This window comes from Ostreiculturibacter nitratireducens (assembly GCF_032670585.1).
Taxonomy (GTDB): domain Bacteria; phylum Pseudomonadota; class Alphaproteobacteria; order Rhodobacterales; family Rhodobacteraceae; genus Ostreiculturibacter; species Ostreiculturibacter nitratireducens.
Window position 1 is genome coordinate 16,271 of record NZ_JAVQHL010000007.1, and the last position, 21,039, is coordinate 37,309.

Below are 21,039 nucleotides of genomic sequence, written 5' to 3' on the forward strand. Positions count from 1 at the left end.
GATCTATAAATCTCGAGTCGTTGCAAGTCATTAATTCCGCTAGGGAAGGGCCAGAGGCATCGAATGGACGCACGATTGGACAACCAGCCTGACGAAAATGAGGATGCATCGGCGCGTCGCCGGCTTCCCCCGAAGGAACGACGCCGGCAAATCGTAGATGGCGCGGTCACGTTCTTCGCGGAGGTCGGGCTCGACGGTAAGACGCGCGATCTGGCCAAGCGCCTCGGCGTCACGCAATCCCTTCTTTTCAACTACTTCGCGACCAAGGACGACCTGATCGAGGCGGTCTATGAAAAGGTCTATCTCGACCGGCTGTCACCCGACTGGCCAGAGCGGCTGACCGATCGTTCCCAGCCCCTGCGCGGCCGTCTGCTGGCCTTCTACAAGGAGTACAGCTCTCTCATTTTCCAGCAGGAATGGATGCGAATCTTCATGTTCTCTGGTCTCGCCGGGGCGGCCTTGAACCGGCGCTACCTGGAACACCTCGGCGAGGTGATTCTTCGTCCGTTGCTGGTGGAGATCGAAGCGCTTGCGCGGGGGACGGCGCGGCCGTCCATGGAGGACGTATGGAACCTGCACGGCGGGATCGTCTACATTGGCATCCGCAAGCACATCTACCAGATGCCCGGTCCCGACGACCCATCAGAGGCGATCACGCGCGCGGTGGACCGTTTTCTGACCTTCTTCGATATCGGGCCGGAGGATTGAGATCGGCCGTTGCCTGCCATTCGGCCCGCCCGAGACGCAACCCGGCACCTGTCCTTCGTCGGCACCACGGCAAATGTCACGCATGATGGAAGCCGACTTTCCGCTATGGTCCTTCAAAAGGATGGATCGGGAGCGGAAGAATGCAGCACAAGGGTGAACAGGGCGCAAAGGCATTCGCGGAAGGCACCATGATGGCCGTCGTGACGACCGGCACAGGCGGATACGACCGGCTTGACTACAGGCAGGTCCCGATACCTGTGCCGGGTCCAGGCGAAGTCCTGCTTTCCGTGCTCGCCGCCGGGGTCAACAATACCGATATCAACACGCGACTTGGCTGGTATTCCGAGTCCGTCAGGGATGGCACGGATACCAGCAGCGACGACGAACAGCGCCCTGATGGCGGCTGGAACGCGGCTACGCCGTTTCCCTTCATCCAGGGCACCGACTGTTGCGGTCGGGTCGTGTCCGTGGGACCGGGCGTCGACCGGGGCCGGATCGGCGCACGGGTTCTGGTTCGCTCCTGCATGCGCAAGTCGGATTTCAGCCGGATGGAAACCGTTTGGCTCGGGTCCGACTTCGACGGGGCTTTCGCGCAATATGTCAAAGTCCCGGAGAGCGAAGCCTTCACCGTCGATTGCGATTGGAGCGATGCCGAGTTGGCAACGATCCCCTGCGCCTACGGCACTGCCGAGAACATGGTGAACCGCGCCGGCGTGAGGCGTGGCGAGCGCGTCCTGGTGCCCGGGGCATCGGGCGGCGTGGGTTCGGCATTGGTTCAACTCATCAAACGCCGGGGCGCTGAGGTGATCGCCGTCACGAGCGCCTCCAAACGGGAGGTGATCAGGGATCTCGGCGCGGCCCGAGTCTTGTGCCGTGAGGACGATCCGGTTGCCATGCTTGGTGCCGAAAGCGTGGATGTCGTCATCGACAATGTCGCTGGGACCGACTTCGGCAAGATGCTGAAGGTGCTCAAACGCGGCGGTCGCTACGTTTCCTCTGGGGCCATCGCCGGCCCGATCGTCGAACTGGACATGCGCAACATGTATCTCAAGGATCTCACGCTCATCGGCTGCACTGCATGGGACGCGCCGATCTTCCCCAACCTCATCTCATACATCGAGAAGGGCGATATCCGCCCCCTGCTGGCGGCCACCTACCCGCTCGACCAGATCGCCGAGGCGCAGCGCGTCTTTCAGAAAAAGCGGCACATCGGCAAGATCGTCCTGATCCCTCCGTCCTGATCGTGGGAGGGGCTTCGGCCCTTTGCCGGGTGCTGTCACACGAATTCGCACTCGTCCATGAATGGACAGTAACGCCGTCCCTTGCAGACACCACGCCACTCGGCGAGAGCGGCGGTGCGGTTCAGCTTGAACTGGTCTCGTATGGAGAGGCTGCGTTCCTAGTTGAAGTGGTTCGAGACAGAAGCGTGGATGGCGGCGAACGTCTGCAAACTCCGCTTCCGCCGAAACCGGAGCATGGCCCGCTCGCCGTCGAAACGGGAGGTGTGAATTTTCCGCTCGGTTGTTCACCGACCGGCCCGTCTCTTGCCGAGACACGGCGCCGAGCTCTTTCAGCGCGGCGCCATAGGACCTGAGCTTGTCGGTGACGATGGTCTCAGGCCGACAATGTTTCCGCATTGCTTTCCTGAGGAATTCCAAGGCCGCCTTCCTGTCGCGCGTCTTGGTCACGAAGCTTTCCAGCACCTCGCCCTCGTGATCGACGGCCCGCCACAGGTAATGCATCTCGCCGTTGATTTTCGCGAACGTCTCGTCGAGGAGCCACCGCCACTTGCCTGATCTCATGCCCTCGATCCGACGCTTGCGGATTTCGGAGGCAAACATCGGCCCGAACCGATGCCACCAATAGCGGATCGTCTCGTGGCTCACATCGACGCCCCGTTCATGCAGCAGATCTTCGACGTTGCGAAGCGACGGCGGGAAACGGACGTAGAGCATCACCGCCAAGCGGATGATCTCGAGGCTGGTCTTGAAGTACTTGAAGGGCGAGCGTCTCGTCATGCCCGAACGCCAGTCAGAACCCTGCCCCGTCTCAAGCCGAGTTTGTCTGACAGAGCCCGTCCGTGGAAAGGGAGCGCACACTCCTCAGCCGATTTGTGCAACGGAGCCTGTGTTGGCCCACGCGGTCCAACCTGGCGAACCCGACCCGCATCAAGCCGCCCGGTCGGAGCCGTCGATGCCCGAGATGGCCTGGATCAGGTTGTCCTCGGTCACCTCTTCCGAAGTGAATGTGCGTGTTATCCGGCCGGAATACATGGCGATGATCCGATCGCTGACGTGCAGCACCTCGGGCATTTCCGAGGAGATGACGATCACCGCGTAGCCCTGTGCCGCAAGGTCGCGGATCAGGTTGTGGATCTCCGATTTCGAGCCCACGTCGATACCGCGGGTCGGTTCGTCAACGATCAGCACGTTGGGATGCATCGACAGCCATTTGCCGATGACGATCTTCTGTTGGTTTCCGCCCGAGAGATTGCCGACGAGTTGCTTCCAGCCGGGCGTGCGGATGTCGAGCTTGTCGCGGTATTGGTCGAATATGGCGATTTCTGAGCCTTCCGCCACGAAGGGACCGGCTTTGAGGTCATCGATCTGGGGCAGGGTCATGTTGTCCCGGCAGTTCATGCCCAAGATCAACCCCTGACCCTTGCGGTCCTCCGGTACCAGCGAAATGCCCTTGGCGATCGCGTCGGCGGGCGAATGGATGCGCACCTCCTCGCCGTTCAGCAGGATTTTCCCGGCGCTTGGGTCGCGCAGGCCGAAGAGGGTCTCGGCGATCTCGGTACGGCCGGCGCCGACCAAGCCGTAGAAGCCGACAACCTCTCCGCTGCGGACCTCAAAGCTTACATCCCGGAAAAGATCACCGCAGGAGAGGTTGCGCACCTCCAGCGCCACGTCGCCCAACTCGTGATGGCTGGCATTGCGAGAGAGGTCGAGCGTGCGCCCGATCATCAGCTGCGTGACCTCCTCTTCGTCAGTCTCGCTGGTCTTCAGAGTGCCGCGGTACTGTCCGTCACGCAGCACGCTGATCCGGTCGGTGATTTGGAAGATCTCTTCCATCCGGTGGGAGATGTAGATGATGCCCACGCCGGCAGCCTGCAGGTCAGAGATCACATCGAACAGAACCACCTTTTCCGCATCGGTCAGAGAGGCTGTAGGTTCGTCGAAGATCACCGCCTTCGCATCGACGGTCAGTGCGCGGGCAATCTCGACCATCTGCTGGTTGGCGATGGACAGATCGCCGACCCGCGTCTTGGCGTTGAAGCCGACCTTCAGCTTGGCGAGGATCTCGCTGGTCTGCGTCTCCAGCTTGGCCCAATCCACCAGGCCGAAGCGCTTGCGCGGCAACTCGCCCAGATAGATATTTTCCGCTACCGACAGTTCCTCGGCGAGGCTGAGTTCCTGGTGGATGAAGACGATCCCCTTGGCCTTGGCCTCGAGCGGAGAGGTCATCACCACCGGTACTTCGTTCACGATGATCCGCCCCTCGTCGGGTTGGTAGATGCCGCCGAGGACCTTCATGAGCGTGGACTTGCCGGCACCGTTCTCGCCCATGAGGGCATGGACCTCGCCGGGCAAGACACTGAAGGACACGCCGTCGAGTGCACGCACGCCAGGGAAGGTCTTGACGATGCCTTCGAGGCGAAGGGCAGGGATCTTCTCGGTCATATCTTCAGCTCCTCTTTGCCCTTGATGTTCAGCTGACGATCCAGGAACAGCACCGCGATAAGGATCAGACCGATCACCAAGTTGACCGTCTCCGTATCGGCACCGATATGGGCCAACCCCTTGCGCAGGAGTTGGATGGCCAGGACGCCACCGAAGGTGGAGATAATCGACCCCGCGCCGCCGGTCAGCTTGGTGCCGCCGAGGACGACCGCCGTAATGACCCAAAGTTCGTAGAGTTCGCCGTCATTGGGATTAACCGAACCGGACTCCGAATAGAACACCACCGCCGAAAGTGCGGCCAGAAAGCCGATGATCATGAAGTTGATCATCATGTGCGGGCCAACCCGGATACCGGCATTGACCGCCGCTTCGCGATTGTCGCCGATGGCATAGGCGTTGCGGCCGTGCACGGTGCGGTTCATCAGGAACCAGATCGCCGCCGTGACCGCCAGCAGGAACCACGTGGCGGTGTGCAGGCCAAGGAGTTGCGCTTCTGCGAAATCCACCAGTGTCCAGTTGAGGTGGCTCGTGGGCTGTTCGCCGTTATACATGAACACGAGCCCTCGATAGCCCAGCATCGAGCCCAGCGTGACGATGAAAGCATCGACCCCCGTCTTCCACACGAGCAGCCCGTTCAGCGCGCCGAGCAGCGTGCCCGCCGCCAGTGCCAGCAACCAGGCCACGGGGATCACCAGATCGCCGAGCCCCTGGAAGATCGGCCAGCTCATGCTGTCCAGCAGGATGATGGCGCAAATCGCGTAGGTAGCGCCGACGGAAAGGTCGATATTGCCATTGATCATGATGATCGTCATGCCCATGGCGATGATGCCGATCGGGGCGGACTGCTTGAACAGAAGCAGCATGTTGTCAACATCCATGAAGGCCTTTTCACTCAGCGACAGGAACTCGCCAGCCACGGTGAAGAAGATCAGTTCCAGAAGGATGAAGCCCCAGATGGCCCCACGCTTGAGAAAAGAGCTGAGCGTTCCCGGTTGCATGTCTTTCCTCCCTACGCGATCGGGGACCAGAGCTTGCCGCGCTTGGCCGCGATATCGAGCCAGACAGCAAGGATGATGATGATCCAGGTCACCACGTATTGGACATAGAACTGCAGACCGACGAGCAGCAGGCCGTTCTGGATGAAGCCGAGGATGAGCACGCCAATCACCGTCTTGAAGATCGTGCCCGATCCCCCCAGCAGCGAGGCGCCGCCGAGGATGACCGCCGCCAGCACCTCAAGTTCCAGCCCTTGGCCAACGGTGTTCTGTGAGCCGAGGCTGCGGCTGGCTTGGATCAACCCGGCGGTGGCGACGCAAAAGGCCGAGATCAGGTAACAGAAAAACACGACTCGCGCCCGGCGGATGCCCGAAAAGGTCGCCGCAGTCCCGTTGCCGCCGACCGCATACACCTTTCGCCCGAAAGGGGTCTTCGCGAGGGCGATGCCAAGGAGCGCCGCCAGAAGCGCGAACAGCAGGATCGGCACTGGGATGCCGACGATATTGCCTTGGCCGAAAACCCCAAACCAGGTGTTGGCCTTTTCGGCGATATCCATGTTCTGGCCGCCGGAATAGGTAAGGGTTAGGCCGTGGATTGCCGAGAGCATGCCGAGGGTGACGATCAGCGAATTGAGCTTCAGGTAACCCACCAGAAAGCCGATGAACGCGCCAAGACAGAGCGTCATGGCGAACATCGCCGGAATGGCCAGCGTCGGCCCGATCTTGTCATGGAGATCGAGCACCACGATCGTTGAAAAAGACATCATCGAGCCCACAGAGAGGTCGAGATTGCCGCTGATCACGACGAAGGTAACCCCCAGCGCCATCACGCCGAGGATTGCGGAGGAGCGGACCACACCCATGATGTTGTCCGGATCCAGAAAGCGTTGGTTCGCCAGCGTGAAGCCGATCATGAAAAGGATGAAGGCCACCAGAATTCCCTGACGGGCCAGAAAGCCTCCGAGGCGGTTCTTTGTTGAGCCTGACATGCGATCCTCCCGCTGCCCTTTCGGGCGCCCCTCAGTAGTTGTGCCTTCCGCCATCTGTCCCCCCCAGCGTGCCACGGCGTCAAACCAGCGTCATGCCTCCGTCGATCATCACAATCTGGCCGGTCATGTAGTCGCTTTCCTTCGACGCCAGGAACGTCGTCGTTCCGGTGATATCCGCCGGAGTGGCCACGCGGCCCTTGAGAATGTCAGCCGAGAACTCTTCCATCGCCTGACCCGGTTTCTGGGCCGCGCCGATCTCCATGAGGTCGCGGTCGACCTCTTCCCACATCTCGGTTGCAACGACGCCGGGTGCGAAGCCCGTTACGGTGATATCATGCTTGGCCAGATCACGCGCGCCGGATTGCGTAAGTGACACGACACCCCACTTGCTGGCGCAATAGGGGGCCACGTTGTCGAACCCCTGGCGGCTGGCGATCGAGGCAGTGTTGATGATCTTCCCCGGTGTGCCCTGGCGGATGAACTGTTTGGCCGCTTCCTGCATGCCGATCAGACAGCCAAGGCCATTGACCCGCGTGATGAAATTCCAGTTCTCCTCGGTCACGTCGAGGAAGTTCATCGGTTTGTTGACGCCGGCATTGTTGAACTTCACATCAAGCTTGCCAAACACGGCCACCGTCTTGTCGATCATGGCGCGCACCTGTTGACGGTCGGCCACGTCCACGGCGGCCCAGGTCACCTTGCCTCCACCCTTGGCGGCACGCTCGGCATTGGCGGCTGCGACCTGCTCAACCAGAGCGCCATTGATGTCGGCGAAGCAGACATCTGCCCCCTCGTCCAGAAGCGCCTCGCCAATGGCGCGGCCAATGCCCCGCGCCGCGCCGGTCACAATGCAGGAACGGTCCGAAACACGGCCCATTATACCCTCCCGGGTGAAATTCGTGTCTTGGTCAAATGCCGGGCGCGGCAGGTCTCCGCGCCCGGATGCAGGCCTCTGGGCTCAGAAGACCGGCTTGGTGAATTCGCCCATGTTGTCCTGGGTGATCTTCGGCGTGTCGAAGTAGTTCAGGAATGGCACTTCCTTACCGTCCAGCACGTCGATTGCGGTCTGCAGGGCGGCCTCGGCGTCATCGACCGGCGACTGGTAGATCGAACCCCAGTATTCGCCGCGCTCCATGGCCTCGTAGCCGACGGCGAAGTTGGTGGCGCCGACGAAGATGATGCCGTCGCGGCCAGCGGCCTTGGCGGCGTTCAGCGCGCCCACGCCCATGTTGTCGTCACCGGCATAGACGCCGTCGATGTCGTCGTACTTGACGAGGAAGGCTTCCATCACCTTCTGCGACTTCTCTCGGTTCCAGTCGCCCGGCTGGGTTTCCATCAGGGTGACGTTCGGGCAGACTTCCGGCAGGCGGTCCTCGAAGCCCTTGGCGCGTTCGATCGCGGTGGTGTAACCCGGCTGACCCGAAATCTGCACGATCTGGGCCTCGTCCTGGATGCCCATTTCCGTGAATTTATCGCACATGATCTCGGCCGAGCGCGCGCCCTGGGTGATATTGTCCGGACCCGAGAACGAGGCGACGAAGTCAAAGCCCTCTTCGGCGATGTTCGAGTTGGTGACGATCACCGGAATGCCGGCCTTCTGTGCCTTGCGGACAGCGGGGATGACGGCCTCGCCATTGGTCGGCCAGATGATGATGGCATCGACTTCCTGCTGGATCAGATCTTCCATCTGGGCGATCTGGCGGGCAACGTCGCCACCGGCGTCGAGGACCACGGTCTCGACGTTGGCATTGGCATCGGCCGCCGCAATGAAGGCCTTTTCATACGTGGTCTGGTAGCTGTCCACACCCACGTTGTTCTGAGTGATGCCGATCTTGTAGGTTTCGGCGGATGCGGCGCCAGCGAGCGTTGCGGTAGCAACGGTCGCAGCAAGAACTGTGCGAAGTTTCATCAGGGTCTCCTCCCGGACTGTCTCTGTCAAAATCCGATCCCCCCTCTTCCGGTCGGGGAATCATCATCCGGTGCGCCGGACGACTGCGGCGACCTTGCGGTTTTTGCCCAATCCAAAATGCATCTAATACGTCCATTTTGGATAAAAAAATATCCACAATGGACATTTTCGAGATACGCTCTGAAGATCAATCTGAACATCTTCAAGCGGAGCGATGCAATGGGCGACCCGAAATCGTTCAAACTGATCAATCCTGCGGCGAGGCTGCCGCGCAAGGCTAGAAAGGCTCGGTCCCCGGAAATGAATGCGATGAGCGCACATACGGAAGACCGAATGCAGTCCCGCATGGCCGTGGACGGGATGCTTCCAATTCTCTCCTATCTGGAGGAATGCAGCAACGAGCTCGAGGGCGCGATCGATCTCCTTGTGCCCAATCCGGTGTTCCGGATGGCGCTGCATGTCATCAGGGGGCATTTCGAGGCAAAGGTCGTCACGCCGACCTCGTTGATCGCAGCGAGCAACGTGCCGTATGCGACCGCCAACCGTCGGCTGAAGGAAATGATCGATGAGGGGCTGATCGAGCAGCGCCCACGCACGAAGTCGGGCAAGAGCTTTTCAATGCATCCCAGCGAGAAGCTGCTGGGACAGTGGACGCGACTGTCGGACCGGGTCCGGCGCCTGACGGATACGTATTTCGACACGAGGCACGGATCGGGAGACGCCCGCGACTATTACTTCGGCGGCTCCTACATGGCGGCGCAGTCGATTCCGCCGATCCAGGTCCTGCCGGAGCCACTGAAGGTTGCCGGTGGCATCCGCGTGCTGGTGCATGGCGATCCGACCTTCATGGTCATGGAGAACCTCAAACGCCAGTTCGAACAGGTGATCGGCACCCAGATCCACCAACGCGCATTCTCGATCGATCGGCTGCGTCAGGAAGGGCTGCGCAATGCCGAGCGGAATGCAAGCCGCTATGACATCATTGCGCTTGACCTACCCTGGGTGGGCGAATTCGCCGACAAGAGCATCCTCATGCCTCTCGATGAGGTCATGGATGTCGAACGGCTCGACCCGGCGGATTTCCACACTGCCGGCTGGAAGGCGGCGCACTGGGGCGGACGCCCCTATGGCGTGCCGGCCCAGACCACGCCGGAACTGCTGTTCTACCGGAAGGATCTGTTTGCCCAGGCGGGGCTTGAGCCACCCACCACCACCGATCAGTTGCTCGACGCCGCCCGGCGCATGCATGAACCCCAAAAGGGCCGTTATGGCATCGCATGGAATGCGGCGCGCGGCACGGCGCTCGGGCATACCTTTCTGATGGCGCTCGCGGATTTTGGCCAACCAGTTCTCGACCTTGACGAGGTCGCTGGAGGGTTCGACACCGATCGCCTGCACAAGCGCGATTACCGGGTCACGATCGATACCCGGAAGGGGCTGATGGCGGCGGAATTCCTGATGGAACTGCTGCGCTCTTCTCCGCCCGACATCCTGTCGATGTCCTGGTACGAGCGTGTGCGTCCCTATGCGGCGGGCAAGATCGCCATGGCCTACGGCTATACGCTTCTGGCGCCTTATTTCGAACTTGACCCGTCTTCGCCGGCCCACGGCCAGACCGGCTATCTGCCGCATCCGCATGGGCCGGGCGCGCGCAGCGTGGCGCCGGTGGGCGGCTATGTGTTGGGAATTCCGGCGAATCTGGCCCCGGAGAGGATTCCCGCGGCGGTGGAGGCCCTGCGTGTCTTTACCAGCCCCGAGGCACAGAAGCTTTATGTGCAGAACGGCAGCCGCACCAACCCGCGCTATTCCGTCGGCGCCGATGCCGAGGTGCGGCGGGCCTCGCCGATCTTCGAGGCGGTCGACGCCATGTCCTGGCGGGATGAGCTTCAGTTCTGGCCGCGCCCGCCAGTGCCGGAAATCACCGGAATCATTCAGACCTGCGGAGAGGAACTCCACGACATGCTGCGCGGAGTCGTGACGCCGCAAGTCGCATTGCGCCGCGCCCAGGAACGGGCCGAGGCGTTGATCGAACAACCCGGGACTACATGATCTGAGGAGGAGAGACCCATGGACCCCAACCGCCTGAACGGCAAGAATATCCTGATCACCGGGGCCGCCCGTGGCATGGGTGCGGCGAATGCCGAAAGCTTCGCCGCTCAAGGCGGCAATGTTTGCATTGGCGATCTCGATATCGACGAGGCGCGCAAGGTGGCCGACCGCATTAACGCGGCAGGCAACGGCAAGGCGATTGCGGTCAAGATGGACGTGACCAAGCGCGAGGACAATGCCGCGGCGGTGGCCGCAACGGTCGAGGCCTTCGGAAGTATCAACGTCGCGCTGTTCAATGCCGGCCTCAACAAGCCCCGGTTCTTCATGGATATCGATGAAGACAACTGGGACATGATCATGAACGTCAACACCAAGGCGATGTGGCTGGGCATGCAGGAAGCCGCCCGCCAGATGATCGCCCAGGGGCCAATGGAGGATCACCCTTACAAGATCATCAACGTCGGCTCGATCGCTTCGCGCAAGCCGCTGGTCGATGTGACCGTCTATTGCACCTCGAAATATGGTTGCCTGGCGCTGACCCATTGCGGGGCCGTCGGCCTGGCCGAGCACAACATCACCGTCAACGGATACGCTCCGGGCGTCGTCGTGACGCCGCTCTGGGAGCAGCTCGACAAGGATCTGGTCGAAATCGGCTTCAAGGAACGTGAAGGCCAAGCCTATGACGACATCGTGCGCGATGCGCTGCAGATCAAGCGGGTTTCTTACCCCAAGGATATCGTCGGCACCGCGTCTTTCCTGGCCAGCGACGACAGCGACTACATGACCGGCCAGATGATCCACATCGATGGGGGCTGGTGCATCCAGTAACCCGCCCGACAACCCACCAACCGAATTCCAGAAAAACGGGAGCGCAGGATCGCACCCGAAGGAGAACTCCATGTCTCGTGCACTGATGCCCAACCTACTGACGCCCCAAGATCTTGAACCGAACTGGGAGTGGCGGGATCGCCTTCCCGCATGGGGCCACACCTCGGTCGATTTCGAACGCCGGATCGACCACGACCGCTTGCGCCGGTACAGGCTGGCGCGCACCCGGCAGGCGCTCAAGAACTCGCCGGCCGGAACGCTTCTGCTCTTCGACGTGAACAACATCCGCTATGTCTCGGCCACCAAGATCGGCGAATGGGAGCGGGACAAGATGTGCCGTTTCTGCCTGCTGACCGGGGATGACAGCCCATACGTCTGGGACTTCGGCTCTGCGGCCGTGCATCACCAGAGATACTCCGACTGGCTGGAGCCCAGCCACTGCCTCGCCGGCGTCGTCGGCATGCGCGGCACGATCCCGCCCGAATTCGGTCTGATGAAGAAATATGCCAAGCAGATCGCAGGCCTTATCCGCGATGCGGGCATGGCCGACATGCCGGTAGGCGTGGACTATGCCGAAACGGCCATGTTCCACGCGCTGCAGGAAGAGGGCCTGAATGTCATCGACGGCCAGCAGATCATGCTGGCAGCGCGCGAGATCAAGAACTGGGATGAGATCCAGTTGCTGACCCAGGCGGCCAGCATGGTCGATGGCGTCTACCACATGATCTACGAAGAGCTGAAACCCGGCGTCCGGGAAAACGATATCGTCGCGCTATCGAACAAGATGCTCTACGAGATGGGGTCGGACGACGTGGAGGCGATCAACGCGATCTCCGGCGAGCGCTGCAACCCGCACCCGCACAACTTCACCGACCGGTATTTCCGCCCCGGCGATCAGGCCTTCTTCGACATCCTGCAGTCCTACCAGGGCTACCGGACCTGCTATTACCGGACCTTCAACATCGGCCGGGCCACGTCCGCCCAGAACGACGCCTATGTGAAGGCACGGGAATGGATCGATGCGTCGATCGACCTGATCCGGCCCGGCGTGACCACCGATGTCGTGGCCCAGGCCTGGCCCAAGGCAGAGGAATTCGGGTTCCCGAACGAGGATGCCGCGTTCGGTCTGCAATTCGGCCACGGCCTTGGACTGGCGCTTCACGAACGCCCGATCATCAGCCGCGCGGTCAGCCTCGAGCACCCGATGGAGATCCAGACGGGCATGGTTTTCGCGCTCGAGACCTATTGCCCCGCGGCAGACGGATACTCGGCGGCGCGGATCGAGGAAGAGGTTGTCGTCACCGAGACCGGCTGCGAGGTCATCTCGCTCTTCCCCGCCGAAGAGCTGCCGATCGCCAACCGCTACTAACCTCCCTGAGACTGCCCGGACCTTCGGGTCCGGGCTCCTTTCAAAGGATGCTGTCCATGAGCCCCGCCAAGAACAAGAAATCTAACGCAGAGGACTACCTGCGCATGTACCGCCAGATGGTGCGCATCCGCACCTTCGAGGACAACGCGAACCAGCTCTACCTCTCGGCCAAGATGCCGGGCCTCACGCACATGTATTCCGGCGAAGAAGCCGTTGCCGTCGGTATCTGCGAAGCATTGAAGGTGACCGACAAGATCACCTCGACCCATCGCGGCCACGGTCACTGCGTTGCCAAGGGCGCCGAGTTCAAGGAGATGTTCTGCGAGCTTCTGGGCAAGGAAGAGGGCTATTGCCGCGGCAAGGGCGGCTCGATGCATATCGCCGACCAGTCGAATGGCAACCTCGGCGCCAATGCCATCGTCGGCGGCTCGATGGGCATCGCCACCGGCTCGGCTTTCACCGCGAAGCTGCTGGGCACCGACGACGTCACAGTCTGCTTTTTCGGTGACGGCGCGACAGCGCAGGGGCTGATGTACGAGGTGATGAACATGGCCGCCCTGTGGAAGCTGCCTGTCATCTATGCCTGCGAGAACAACGGCTATTCCGAATACACCAAGACCGAGGAAATCGCCGCCGGCTCGATCACTGCGCGCGCCGAAGCCTTCGGAATCGAGGCCCATCAGGTGGACGGGCAGGACGTTCTGGCGGTCAACACCCTGGCACAGAAACTCGTCGATCGCTGCCGCAAGGGGGAGGGGCCGTTCTTTGTCGAACTGATGACCTATCGTTATCACGGGCACCATGTCGGCGACATCAACCGCGAATACTACCGCTCCAAGGAAGAGGAGCAGGACTGGAAGCAGAACCGCGACCCGATCATCCGGTTCCGGTCGTGGCTGGTGAGCGAAGGCATCGCCACCGAGGACGAGATCGAGGCGTTGAATGCCGAGATCAAGGACGATGCGGCCGGGGCCGTCGAATACGCGCTGAACGCAAAATACCCGGATGCGTCGGAGGTGGACATGCACGTCTTCACCGATGTCGAACACGCCCTGGCCTGAGGAGGAACCGCGATGCGAAATATCACCCTGTCCCAGGCCGTGAACGAAGCGCTGGCCGAGGAAATGCGCCGCGACGAGACGGTCTTCATCATCGGCGAGGACGTCGCCGAGGCCGGCACGCCCTTCAAGGTGCTGAGCGGGCTGGTCGAGGAGTTCGGCACCTCTCGCGTGGTCGACACGCCGATTGCCGAGCCGGGCTTCATGGGGATCGCCGTGGGGGCCGCGATGACCGGCAGCCGCCCGGTCGTCGACCTGATGTTCGGCGATTTCATCTACCTCGTGATGGATCAGCTCTGCAACCAGGCGGCCAAGACCCATTACATGTCGGGCGGAAAGCTCAACGTACCTCTGGTACTGCGCACCAACCTCGGCGCCACCCGCCGCTCGGCTGCGCAGCACTCGCAGTCGCTGCACGCCCTGGTCGCCCACATCCCGGGGCTGAAGGTCGCGCTGCCGTCCTCCGCCTACGAGGCCAAGGGGCTGATGAAGACCGCGATCCGCGACAACAACCCGGTCGTAATCTTTGAAGACAAGCTGATGTACAACGACAAGGCGCCGGTCCCGGAGGAGGAATACCTCATCCCGTTCGGTCAGGCGAACATCAAGCGCGAAGGCACGGACATCACACTGATCGGAACCTCTTCGATGGTGCAAATCTGTGAAAAGGCGGCCGAGATCCTTGCGCGCGAGGGCATCAGCGCAGAAGTGATTGACCCGCGCACCATCGTGCCGCTGGACGAGGAAACGCTCCTCAAGTCGGCGAGGAAGACCAGCCGCGTCATCGTCGTTGACGAAGGCCACCAGACCTTCGGGATCACCGGCGAGATCGCGAGCCGGATCAACGAAAAGGCCTTCTACCACCTCGATGCGCCGGTTCTGCGCATGGGGGCGATGGATGTGCCGGTGCCGTTCACCCCGGCGCTCGAAGACCTGACCGTCCCCACGCCGGAAGCCGTTGTCGAGAATGCCCGCAAGCTGATGTCCGGGGAGATGATCCATGCCGCATGAGGTGATCATGCCCGCGCTTGGCATGGCGCAGGACACCGGTCTGATCGTCGCCTGGCACAAGAGCCCCGGCGACGCGGTCGCGGCCGATGACGTTCTGTTCGAAGTCGAGACCGACAAGGCGACCATGGAAGTGGCGGCCGGGGCTGACGGTTTCGTCACCCAGATCCGCGCGCATGCCGGAAGCGAGGTTCCGGTGGGTGACGTGATTGCGCTCATCGGCGACAGCAGCGAGGCGGTGCATACGGAAGAGGGCCCTGCCGACGCAACAGCGCCAGCGGCGACCGCGGTCGAACTGCCGAAAGGCAACAATGTCATCATGCCTGCGCTCGGCATGGCGCAGGACACCGGTTTGATCGTCGCCTGGCACAAGGCGCCCGGCGATTCGGTGGCGGCGGGCGACATCCTCTTCGAGGTGGAGACCGACAAGTCGACCGTGGAGGTCGAGGCCGGATTCGACGGTTTTGTCGCGGCCTTGCTGGCGGAAGCCGGGGAAGAGGCTCCGGTGGGCGAGACGATCGCGGTCATTACCGCTACGAAGCCCGACAAACCGGTTCAGGCAAGCCGCGCCAGCGCGCCCAAAGTGGTACCAGGACCCGCTGCGGAAATCTCCGCACGCGCCGCCGAAACGCCCGCACCCAAGCCGGCGAAAGCCGCGACGCCCGCCTCGAAGGCGGCTGCGCCTGTCGCGGGAACGGGGCGCATCCTCGCCTCGCCGAAAGCCCGCCGTCTGGCGCTGGAACAGGGGCTGGATCTGAACCGGCTGGCCGAGACCGGGCATCCGCAGCCCTATCATGTCGCCGATCTCGAGACGCTTAAATCGCTGCCGACCAAGGGGCTGGAAACCACCGGGGCTGCGACGCGACGCTTGACGGCTGAACTCCCGTCCGAGAGCTTCGGAGGTTTTGCGGCTTGGGCTGCGGAAGCCGCCGGCCTGAAGGATGCGGGCGCGCTTCTGGCAGGTCTTGCCGCCGCGAGCCTTGGCCGGGAAGCGACCGTCGCGCTCGAGCGCTTCGGAGTCGCGCGGGTCTTTTCGGTTCCGGTGGGGCCGCTCGGGAACATCGCGGCGGCCAGTCTTGAGACTGCACCCGATCTCATCGTGCGCGATCTCCGCGCGAGCCGGATCAGTAGCGTCACCCTTGGGGCCGAGGATGCGCCGACGCTGACGCTCAAGCAAGCGGGCGACGGTCTCGCCATCACGCTGGAATGTGCCAGCCACCAAATGACCGCGGCAGAGGCCGTAGCACTTCTATCCAATTTCGCAGGCCGGATGGAGCAACCACTCCGGCATCTGCTCTGAGCCATGGAGCACGTCATGGAATTCACCGATCTCTACATCAATGGCAAATGGGTTCCGGGCGCCGACGGCGAACGGTTCGATGTCATCAACCCGGCCACCGAAGAGGTCCTCGCCTCGGTTGCATCGGCCGACATCGCCAACGCCGACGCGGCGCTTGATGCCGCGGAAACCGCGATGAAGGACTGGGCCGCCCGCACGCCGCGCGCGCGCTCGGAGGTGCTGCGCAAGGCGTGGGAGCTGATGACGGCGCGGCTCGATGATTTTGCCCGATTGATCACGCTGGAAAACGGCAAGGCTCGGGCCGATGCCATGGGTGAGGCAACCTATGCCGCCGAGTTCTTCCGGTGGTTCGCCGAGGAGGCTGTGCGCGCCGATGGGATGATCACCCATGCGCCAGCCTCGGGCGCCCGCATTCTGGTGCAGCACAAGCCGGCCGGCCTCGCCGTGCTGGTGACACCCTGGAACTATCCGGCGGCCATGGGCACCCGCAAGATTGCGCCGGCGCTCGCCGCGGGCTGTGCGGTTATCATCAAGCCCGCCTCGGAAACCCCGCTGACCATGCTGGCGCTGATGCCGCTGCTGGAAGAGGCGGGTGTGCCGCCCGGTCTGGTGAACGTGCTCCCGTCGCGCCGTAGCGGCGCGCTTGTCGATCACATGCTGCATGATCCGCGCGTGCGTGTGGTCAGTTTCACCGGCTCCACGGGCGTGGGCCGAAAGCTACTGAAATCCGCTGCGGATCAGGTTCTCAAACCGGCGATGGAACTGGGCGGAAACGCCCCCGTAATCGTGTTCGATGATGCCGACATGGACACCGCCATCGAGGGCACGATGCTGGCGAAGATGCGCAATCTGGGAGAAGCCTGTACTGCCGCCAATCGCATCTATGTGCATGAGGCAATCGCCGGGGAATTCACGAGGCGATTGGGCGAACGGATGTCCGCGCTCAAGGTCGGTGATGGCACCGATCCGTCGGTCGATGTCGGTCCGCTGGTCAATGCCGATACGCGCGACAAGGTGGCCGCGTTCGTGGCCGACGCGGTCGCCAAGGGCGCCAAGGTGGAGTGCGGTGGCGTTACGCCCAACGGTCCCGGCTACTTCTATCCGCCCACGGTCCTGTCGAACGTGCCCGAGACGGCGGACTGCGTGCATGACGAAATCTTCGGCCCTGTCGCCGCGATCCAGACCTTCACCGACCAGGAGGATGTGATACGCCGTGCCAACGACACCGAATACGGCCTCGTTGCCTACGTCTTCTCCGAGAATTTCAAGCGTGCGATGCAGGTCTGCGAGCGGCTGGAATACGGCATGGTGGGTCTGAACCGCGGGCTTGTCTCTGACCCGGCAGCGCCTTTCGGCGGCGTAAAGCAATCCGGTCTGGGCCGCGAGGGCGGACATGAGGGCATGCTGGAATTCATGGAAACCCAATATATTTCGGCCAGTTGGTAGGGGGCGGACATGACGGATGTAGTTGCAGCCCCCTCCGTTCGGGCGCTGGCCCGGGAAAAGGGCATCGACCTTGCGAAACTGGCCCGGGATATCGGGCGGACCACCATCACTCGGGAGGATCTCGCCGGCGGCACGGCAAGCGCCGCCAAAACGGGCGACACCTCTTACTGGGATGTGGACCACGCAGCCTTCGGGCCGGTGACCGAGGAACCCATGAGCCGCTTCGCTCAGGTGGCTTCGGCCAATCTCTCGGCCGCAAACGCGCTGATCCCGCAGGTCACGCATCACGACCGGGCGGATGTCTCGAAGATCGAGGCGTTCCGTGCGGACCTTAAGGACGAGGCCCGGGCGCGGGGCGTCAAGCTCACCGCGCTGGCCTTTCACGTCAAGGCGCTGGCCAGAGCTTTGCGCGAGTTTCCGCGTTTCAACGCATCGCTGAGCCCGGACGGCAAGACGCTGATCCTAAAGGACTACGTCCATATCGGCATTGCTGTTGACACGGCCCACGGACTGATGGTGCCGGTGATCCGCGATGCTGATCGCAAGGGGCTCTGGCAAATCGCCACGGAAATCGCCGATCTCGCGGCGCGGGCGCAGGAGCGCAAGGTCGGTCCGGACGAGATGGGCGGCGCCTCGATGACCATTTCCTCGCTGGGCGGCATTGGTGGCACGGCCTTCACCCCGATAGTCAATCCGCCTGAAGTGGCAATCCTCGGCATCACCCGGACCGAGACGGCAACAATCTGGGAGGGCGACACGCCGCGCCCGGTGCCGATGCTGCCGCTTGATCTGAGCTACGATCACCGGGTCGTCAACGGCGCCGATGCAGCGCGTTTCATGTCCTGTCTCGTCGGGTTGCTGTCGGATCCGCGGCGGATCATGATCTGAAGAGGCGGAAAATGACCAAAAGACATGCCGATTTCATCGTGCTGGGGGCAGGTCCCGGCGGCTATGCCTGCGCTTTCCGCGCCGCAGACCTGGGGCGCAAGGTGGTTCTGGTCGATCCACGGGCCACGCTGGGTGGCGTCTGTCTCAACGAGGGCTGCATTCCGTCGAAGGCACTGCTGCACGCGGCCGAGATTCTGCGCGAGGCGCAGGAGATGGGCGACTGGGGCATCCGCTTCGGCAAGGCCAAGGTCGCTCTCGAAGCGCTGCGCGCCAAGAAGGAGGGCATCGTCGCAAAGCTGACGGACGGACTGACCGGGCTCGCGAAGCGTCGCAAGGTCAAAGTCGTGCGCGGCACCGCGCGGTTCACGGCGCCGAACCGGCTGGACATCGACGGTCAGGCCTGGAGCTTCGATCATGCCGTGATCGCCGTCGGCTCGGCGCCGGTCCGACTGCCCGGCTGGCCCGAGGATGACCGCATCTGGGATTCGACCGCCGCGCTGGAGCTGCGTGACGTGCCGGAGCATCTGGCCATCGTCGGCGGCGGCATCATCGGGCTTGAAATGGCCACGGTCTATGCGGCACTCGGAAGCCGGGTGACGATCGTCGAATTCATGGACCAGATTGCGCCCGGCGCCGACGCTGAGGCGGTGCGGATCCTGCACGCCGCGCTAGAGGCCCAAGGCGTCACAATCCATACCGGCACCCGGACCATTGCCGTCGCGACGGCCAAGTCCGGGCTGACACTGACATGCGAAGGCGCCTTCACCGGCGAGATCAAGGCCGATGCGGTGATCCAGTCGGTGGGCCGCCGCGCGAACGGTTCGCTGGTGGGAGCCGACGCGGCCGGCATCGAAGTGACCGACCGGGGGATCATTCCCGTCGACGCCTCCTGCCGCACCGCGCGGGAAAACATCTTCGCCATTGGCGATGTCACCGGTAACCCGATGCTGGCCCACCGTGCCACCCATCAAGGCCATGTAGCGGCGGAAGTGGCCTCGGGCCATGCGGCGGCGCTCGATACGGACCTGATCCCGTCGGTCGCCTATACCGCGCCGGAACTGGCGTGGGCCGGGCTCACCCAGTCCCAGGCGAAAGAGCGGGGCATCGCCCACAAGGTGGCCAGTTTTCCCTGGGCCGCCAGTGGCCGGAACCTGTCCTCGGGCGGCGGCGAAGGGCTCACCAAGCTGGTCTATTGCCCCGAAACCCGCCGTCTCCTCGGCGCGACGCTGATCGGCAGGAATGCGGGTGAACTGCTGGCCGAATGTGTTCTGGCGATGGAAATGGGGGCGACACTCAAAGATATCGCGCTTTCCGTCCACGCCCATCCCACGCTGTCCGAAACCATCGGATTTTCAGCTGAACGGGCGCTCGGCACCTTGACGGATCTGTGACGCCGCCGGCGGCCGGCGTCGACTTTTCCGGAACGACCGCGCCCGTGGCCGGCGTCATCTGTCAGAATACCGACAGCTACTTGAACCATCGACCGGGCGGCTTCGCTTCGGGTTCGGTCGGAGTTTCAGGCTAATACGATTACGCCGACGACTATTGGAACGATGACCTTCCCAGGAATGTCGGCAGCAGCAACTGCTTCTCCCCATAGGGGCTGAGCAGCCCTTCTCGGTCCTTGAATCTTGCCCTTGGGAACAGCGACTAGCCGGTCCCCTGCCCGATCCCGGCTGTCGCCCTCCCTTCATCGCTGCCCTGCTTCGCCCCGGCAGCAACCGCTCGAGCCTGCGGAGCGCCTTTCGCACCCCGTCGATCCCCTTCTCGGGTGCTGGCAGACTAATTCGAACCAGTCTCTCCTAGGACAGTGGCGCTGTCCCTTATCCTGCGCACAGACCGCGCCACTCGGCGAGAGCGGCGGCACGGTTCGTCTTGAAGAGAGATCTGCTGGAGAGACTGCGTTCCTGGTTTAAGTGGTTCGAGACGCAGGCATGGACGGCGGCGAACTTCTGAAGACTTCGCATTCGACGGAAGCGGAGCATCGTCCGCTCTCGTCGTCGGAACGCAAGGTGCGAGTTCTCAGCCCGATTGTTGAGCCAGCGACCCGTCTCCTGCCTGTCCGCCACACCGAGGTCTTTCATGGCGGCACCATAAGAGCGAAGCCTGTCCGTCACGAAGACATCCACACCGCCATGTTTCTTCATTGCTTTCCTTGGGAATTTGACCGCGGCCTTCTTGTCGCGCGCCTTGGTGACGAAGCTTTCCAGCACCTCGCCTTCATGATCGACGGCCCGCCAGAGGTAGTGCCGCTGACGGTGGTGGCAGACAAATTCGAACGCGTCTCAGCTAGGACAGTGACGCTGTCCCTTATGCCGCGCCGATATTGCGCCACTCGGCAAGAGCGGCGGCGCGGTTGGCCTTGAAGAGAGGTCTGCTCGAGAGGCTACGTTCCTGATTGAAATGGTTGGTGACGGAGGCGTGGACGGAAGCGAACTTCTGCAGACTTCGCATCCGCCGGAAACGGAGCATGGCCCTCTCCCGTCGTCGAAACGCCAGGTGCCGAGTTCTCGGCCCGGTTGTTCAGCCAGCGTCCAGTTTCCTGCCTGTCCTCGACACTGAGCTCCTTCATCGCCGCCCCATAGGATCGCAACTTGTCCGTCACGTAGCGCGCGCACGATCCGTGCCGCCGGATCGCTTTCTTGAGGAATTTCAAGGCGGCCTTCTTGTCCCGCGTCTTCATGACCAAGCTCTCGAGGACTTCTCCCTCGTGGTCGACCGCGCGCCAGAGGTAGTGCCGTTCGCCGTTGATCTTCACGAACATCTCGTCGAGATGCCACCGCCAGTTGCTCGACTTCATGCCCTCGAT

General features: G+C 62.7%; 16 protein-coding genes and 3 pseudogenes. 11 read left to right on the forward strand and 8 right to left on the reverse strand.

Annotated features, from left to right (window positions below; translation table 11 throughout):
* The first annotated feature begins 63 nt into the window (after positions 1-63).
* Together ABCN56_RS19340 and ABCN56_RS19345 are read left to right on the forward strand one after the other, a co-directional pair.
* Entirely contained in the window at positions 64-708 is a 645-nt protein-coding gene (locus tag ABCN56_RS19340; protein WP_343082478.1) for a TetR/AcrR family transcriptional regulator, read from the forward strand.
* Positions 709-848: 140 nt separating this feature from the next.
* Positions 849-1,949 (forward strand): alcohol dehydrogenase family protein, encoded by a 1,101-nt coding sequence (locus ABCN56_RS19345; protein WP_343082479.1) that lies wholly within the window; start codon positions 849-851, stop codon positions 1,947-1,949.
* Between the two features lie 35 nt (positions 1,950-1,984).
* Here the strand turns inward: ABCN56_RS19345 and ABCN56_RS19350 are convergent.
* The 6 genes and pseudogenes from ABCN56_RS19350 to ABCN56_RS19375 form a co-directional block, all read right to left on the reverse strand.
* Positions 1,985-2,726 (reverse strand): annotated as a pseudogene (locus ABCN56_RS19350) (IS6 family transposase).
* 150 nt (positions 2,727-2,876) lie between these two features.
* A complete protein-coding gene (locus ABCN56_RS19355) occupies positions 2,877-4,391 on the reverse strand; it encodes a sugar ABC transporter ATP-binding protein (protein WP_343082480.1) in 1,515 nt (504 codons plus the stop codon).
* On the reverse strand, positions 4,388-5,389 hold the full coding sequence (locus ABCN56_RS19360) for an ABC transporter permease (RefSeq protein ID WP_343082481.1): 1,002 nt from the start codon (positions 5,387-5,389) through the stop codon (positions 4,388-4,390). Before ABCN56_RS19360 ends, ABCN56_RS19355 begins: the two co-directional genes overlap by 4 nt.
* Before the next feature lie 11 nt (positions 5,390-5,400).
* Positions 5,401-6,375, reverse strand: a complete 975-nt coding sequence (locus tag ABCN56_RS19365) for an ABC transporter permease (protein ID WP_343082492.1) — start codon at positions 6,373-6,375, stop codon at positions 5,401-5,403.
* A 79-nt stretch (positions 6,376-6,454) separates the two neighbouring features.
* A complete protein-coding gene (locus ABCN56_RS19370; protein ID WP_343082482.1) occupies positions 6,455-7,252 on the reverse strand; it encodes an SDR family oxidoreductase in 798 nt (265 codons plus the stop codon).
* An 81-nt stretch (positions 7,253-7,333) separates the two neighbouring features.
* On the reverse strand, positions 7,334-8,284 hold the full coding sequence (locus tag ABCN56_RS19375) for a sugar ABC transporter substrate-binding protein (protein ID WP_343082483.1): 951 nt from the start codon (positions 8,282-8,284) through the stop codon (positions 7,334-7,336).
* A gap of 219 nt (positions 8,285-8,503) precedes the next feature.
* On the opposite strand from ABCN56_RS19375, the gene ABCN56_RS19380 reads away from it, so the two are divergent.
* From ABCN56_RS19380 to lpdA, 9 genes are all read left to right on the forward strand, one after another.
* Complete coding sequence (locus ABCN56_RS19380) at positions 8,504-10,333, forward strand: extracellular solute-binding protein (RefSeq protein WP_425466130.1); 1,830 nt, start codon at positions 8,504-8,506, stop codon at positions 10,331-10,333.
* Between the two features lie 18 nt (positions 10,334-10,351).
* Positions 10,352-11,161, forward strand: coding sequence for an SDR family NAD(P)-dependent oxidoreductase (locus tag ABCN56_RS19385; RefSeq protein ID WP_343082484.1), 810 nt, complete (start codon positions 10,352-10,354; stop codon positions 11,159-11,161).
* A gap of 70 nt (positions 11,162-11,231) precedes the next feature.
* On the forward strand, positions 11,232-12,530 hold the full coding sequence (locus tag ABCN56_RS19390) for a M24 family metallopeptidase (RefSeq protein WP_343082485.1): 1,299 nt from the start codon (positions 11,232-11,234) through the stop codon (positions 12,528-12,530).
* Positions 12,531-12,586: 56 nt separating this feature from the next.
* Positions 12,587-13,591: a thiamine pyrophosphate-dependent dehydrogenase E1 component subunit alpha gene (locus ABCN56_RS19395; RefSeq protein ID WP_343082486.1), complete on the forward strand. Its 1,005-nt coding sequence runs from the start codon at positions 12,587-12,589 to the stop codon at positions 13,589-13,591.
* Between the two features lie 12 nt (positions 13,592-13,603).
* Positions 13,604-14,599, forward strand: coding sequence for an alpha-ketoacid dehydrogenase subunit beta (locus tag ABCN56_RS19400; RefSeq protein ID WP_343082487.1), 996 nt, complete (start codon positions 13,604-13,606; stop codon positions 14,597-14,599).
* On the forward strand, positions 14,589-15,896 hold the full coding sequence (locus tag ABCN56_RS19405; protein ID WP_343082488.1) for a biotin/lipoyl-containing protein: 1,308 nt from the start codon (positions 14,589-14,591) through the stop codon (positions 15,894-15,896). Before ABCN56_RS19400 ends, ABCN56_RS19405 begins: the two co-directional genes overlap by 11 nt.
* Positions 15,897-15,911: 15 nt before the next feature.
* Positions 15,912-17,342, forward strand: coding sequence for an NAD-dependent succinate-semialdehyde dehydrogenase (locus ABCN56_RS19410; protein WP_343082489.1), 1,431 nt, complete (start codon positions 15,912-15,914; stop codon positions 17,340-17,342).
* Positions 17,343-17,351: 9 nt separating this feature from the next.
* Complete coding sequence (locus ABCN56_RS19415) at positions 17,352-18,230, forward strand: 2-oxo acid dehydrogenase subunit E2 (protein WP_343082490.1); 879 nt, start codon at positions 17,352-17,354, stop codon at positions 18,228-18,230.
* A gap of 11 nt (positions 18,231-18,241) precedes the next feature.
* A complete protein-coding gene (gene lpdA, locus ABCN56_RS19420; protein WP_343082491.1) occupies positions 18,242-19,621 on the forward strand; it encodes a dihydrolipoyl dehydrogenase in 1,380 nt (459 codons plus the stop codon).
* Between the two features lie 432 nt (positions 19,622-20,053).
* Here lpdA and ABCN56_RS19425 read toward each other — a convergent pair.
* Together ABCN56_RS19425 and ABCN56_RS19430 are read right to left on the reverse strand one after the other, a co-directional pair.
* Positions 20,054-20,482: pseudogene (locus tag ABCN56_RS19425) on the reverse strand (IS6 family transposase); the annotation flags it as partial.
* Positions 20,483-20,540: 58 nt separating this feature from the next.
* Positions 20,541-21,039, reverse strand: a pseudogene (locus ABCN56_RS19430) (IS6 family transposase); the annotation flags it as partial.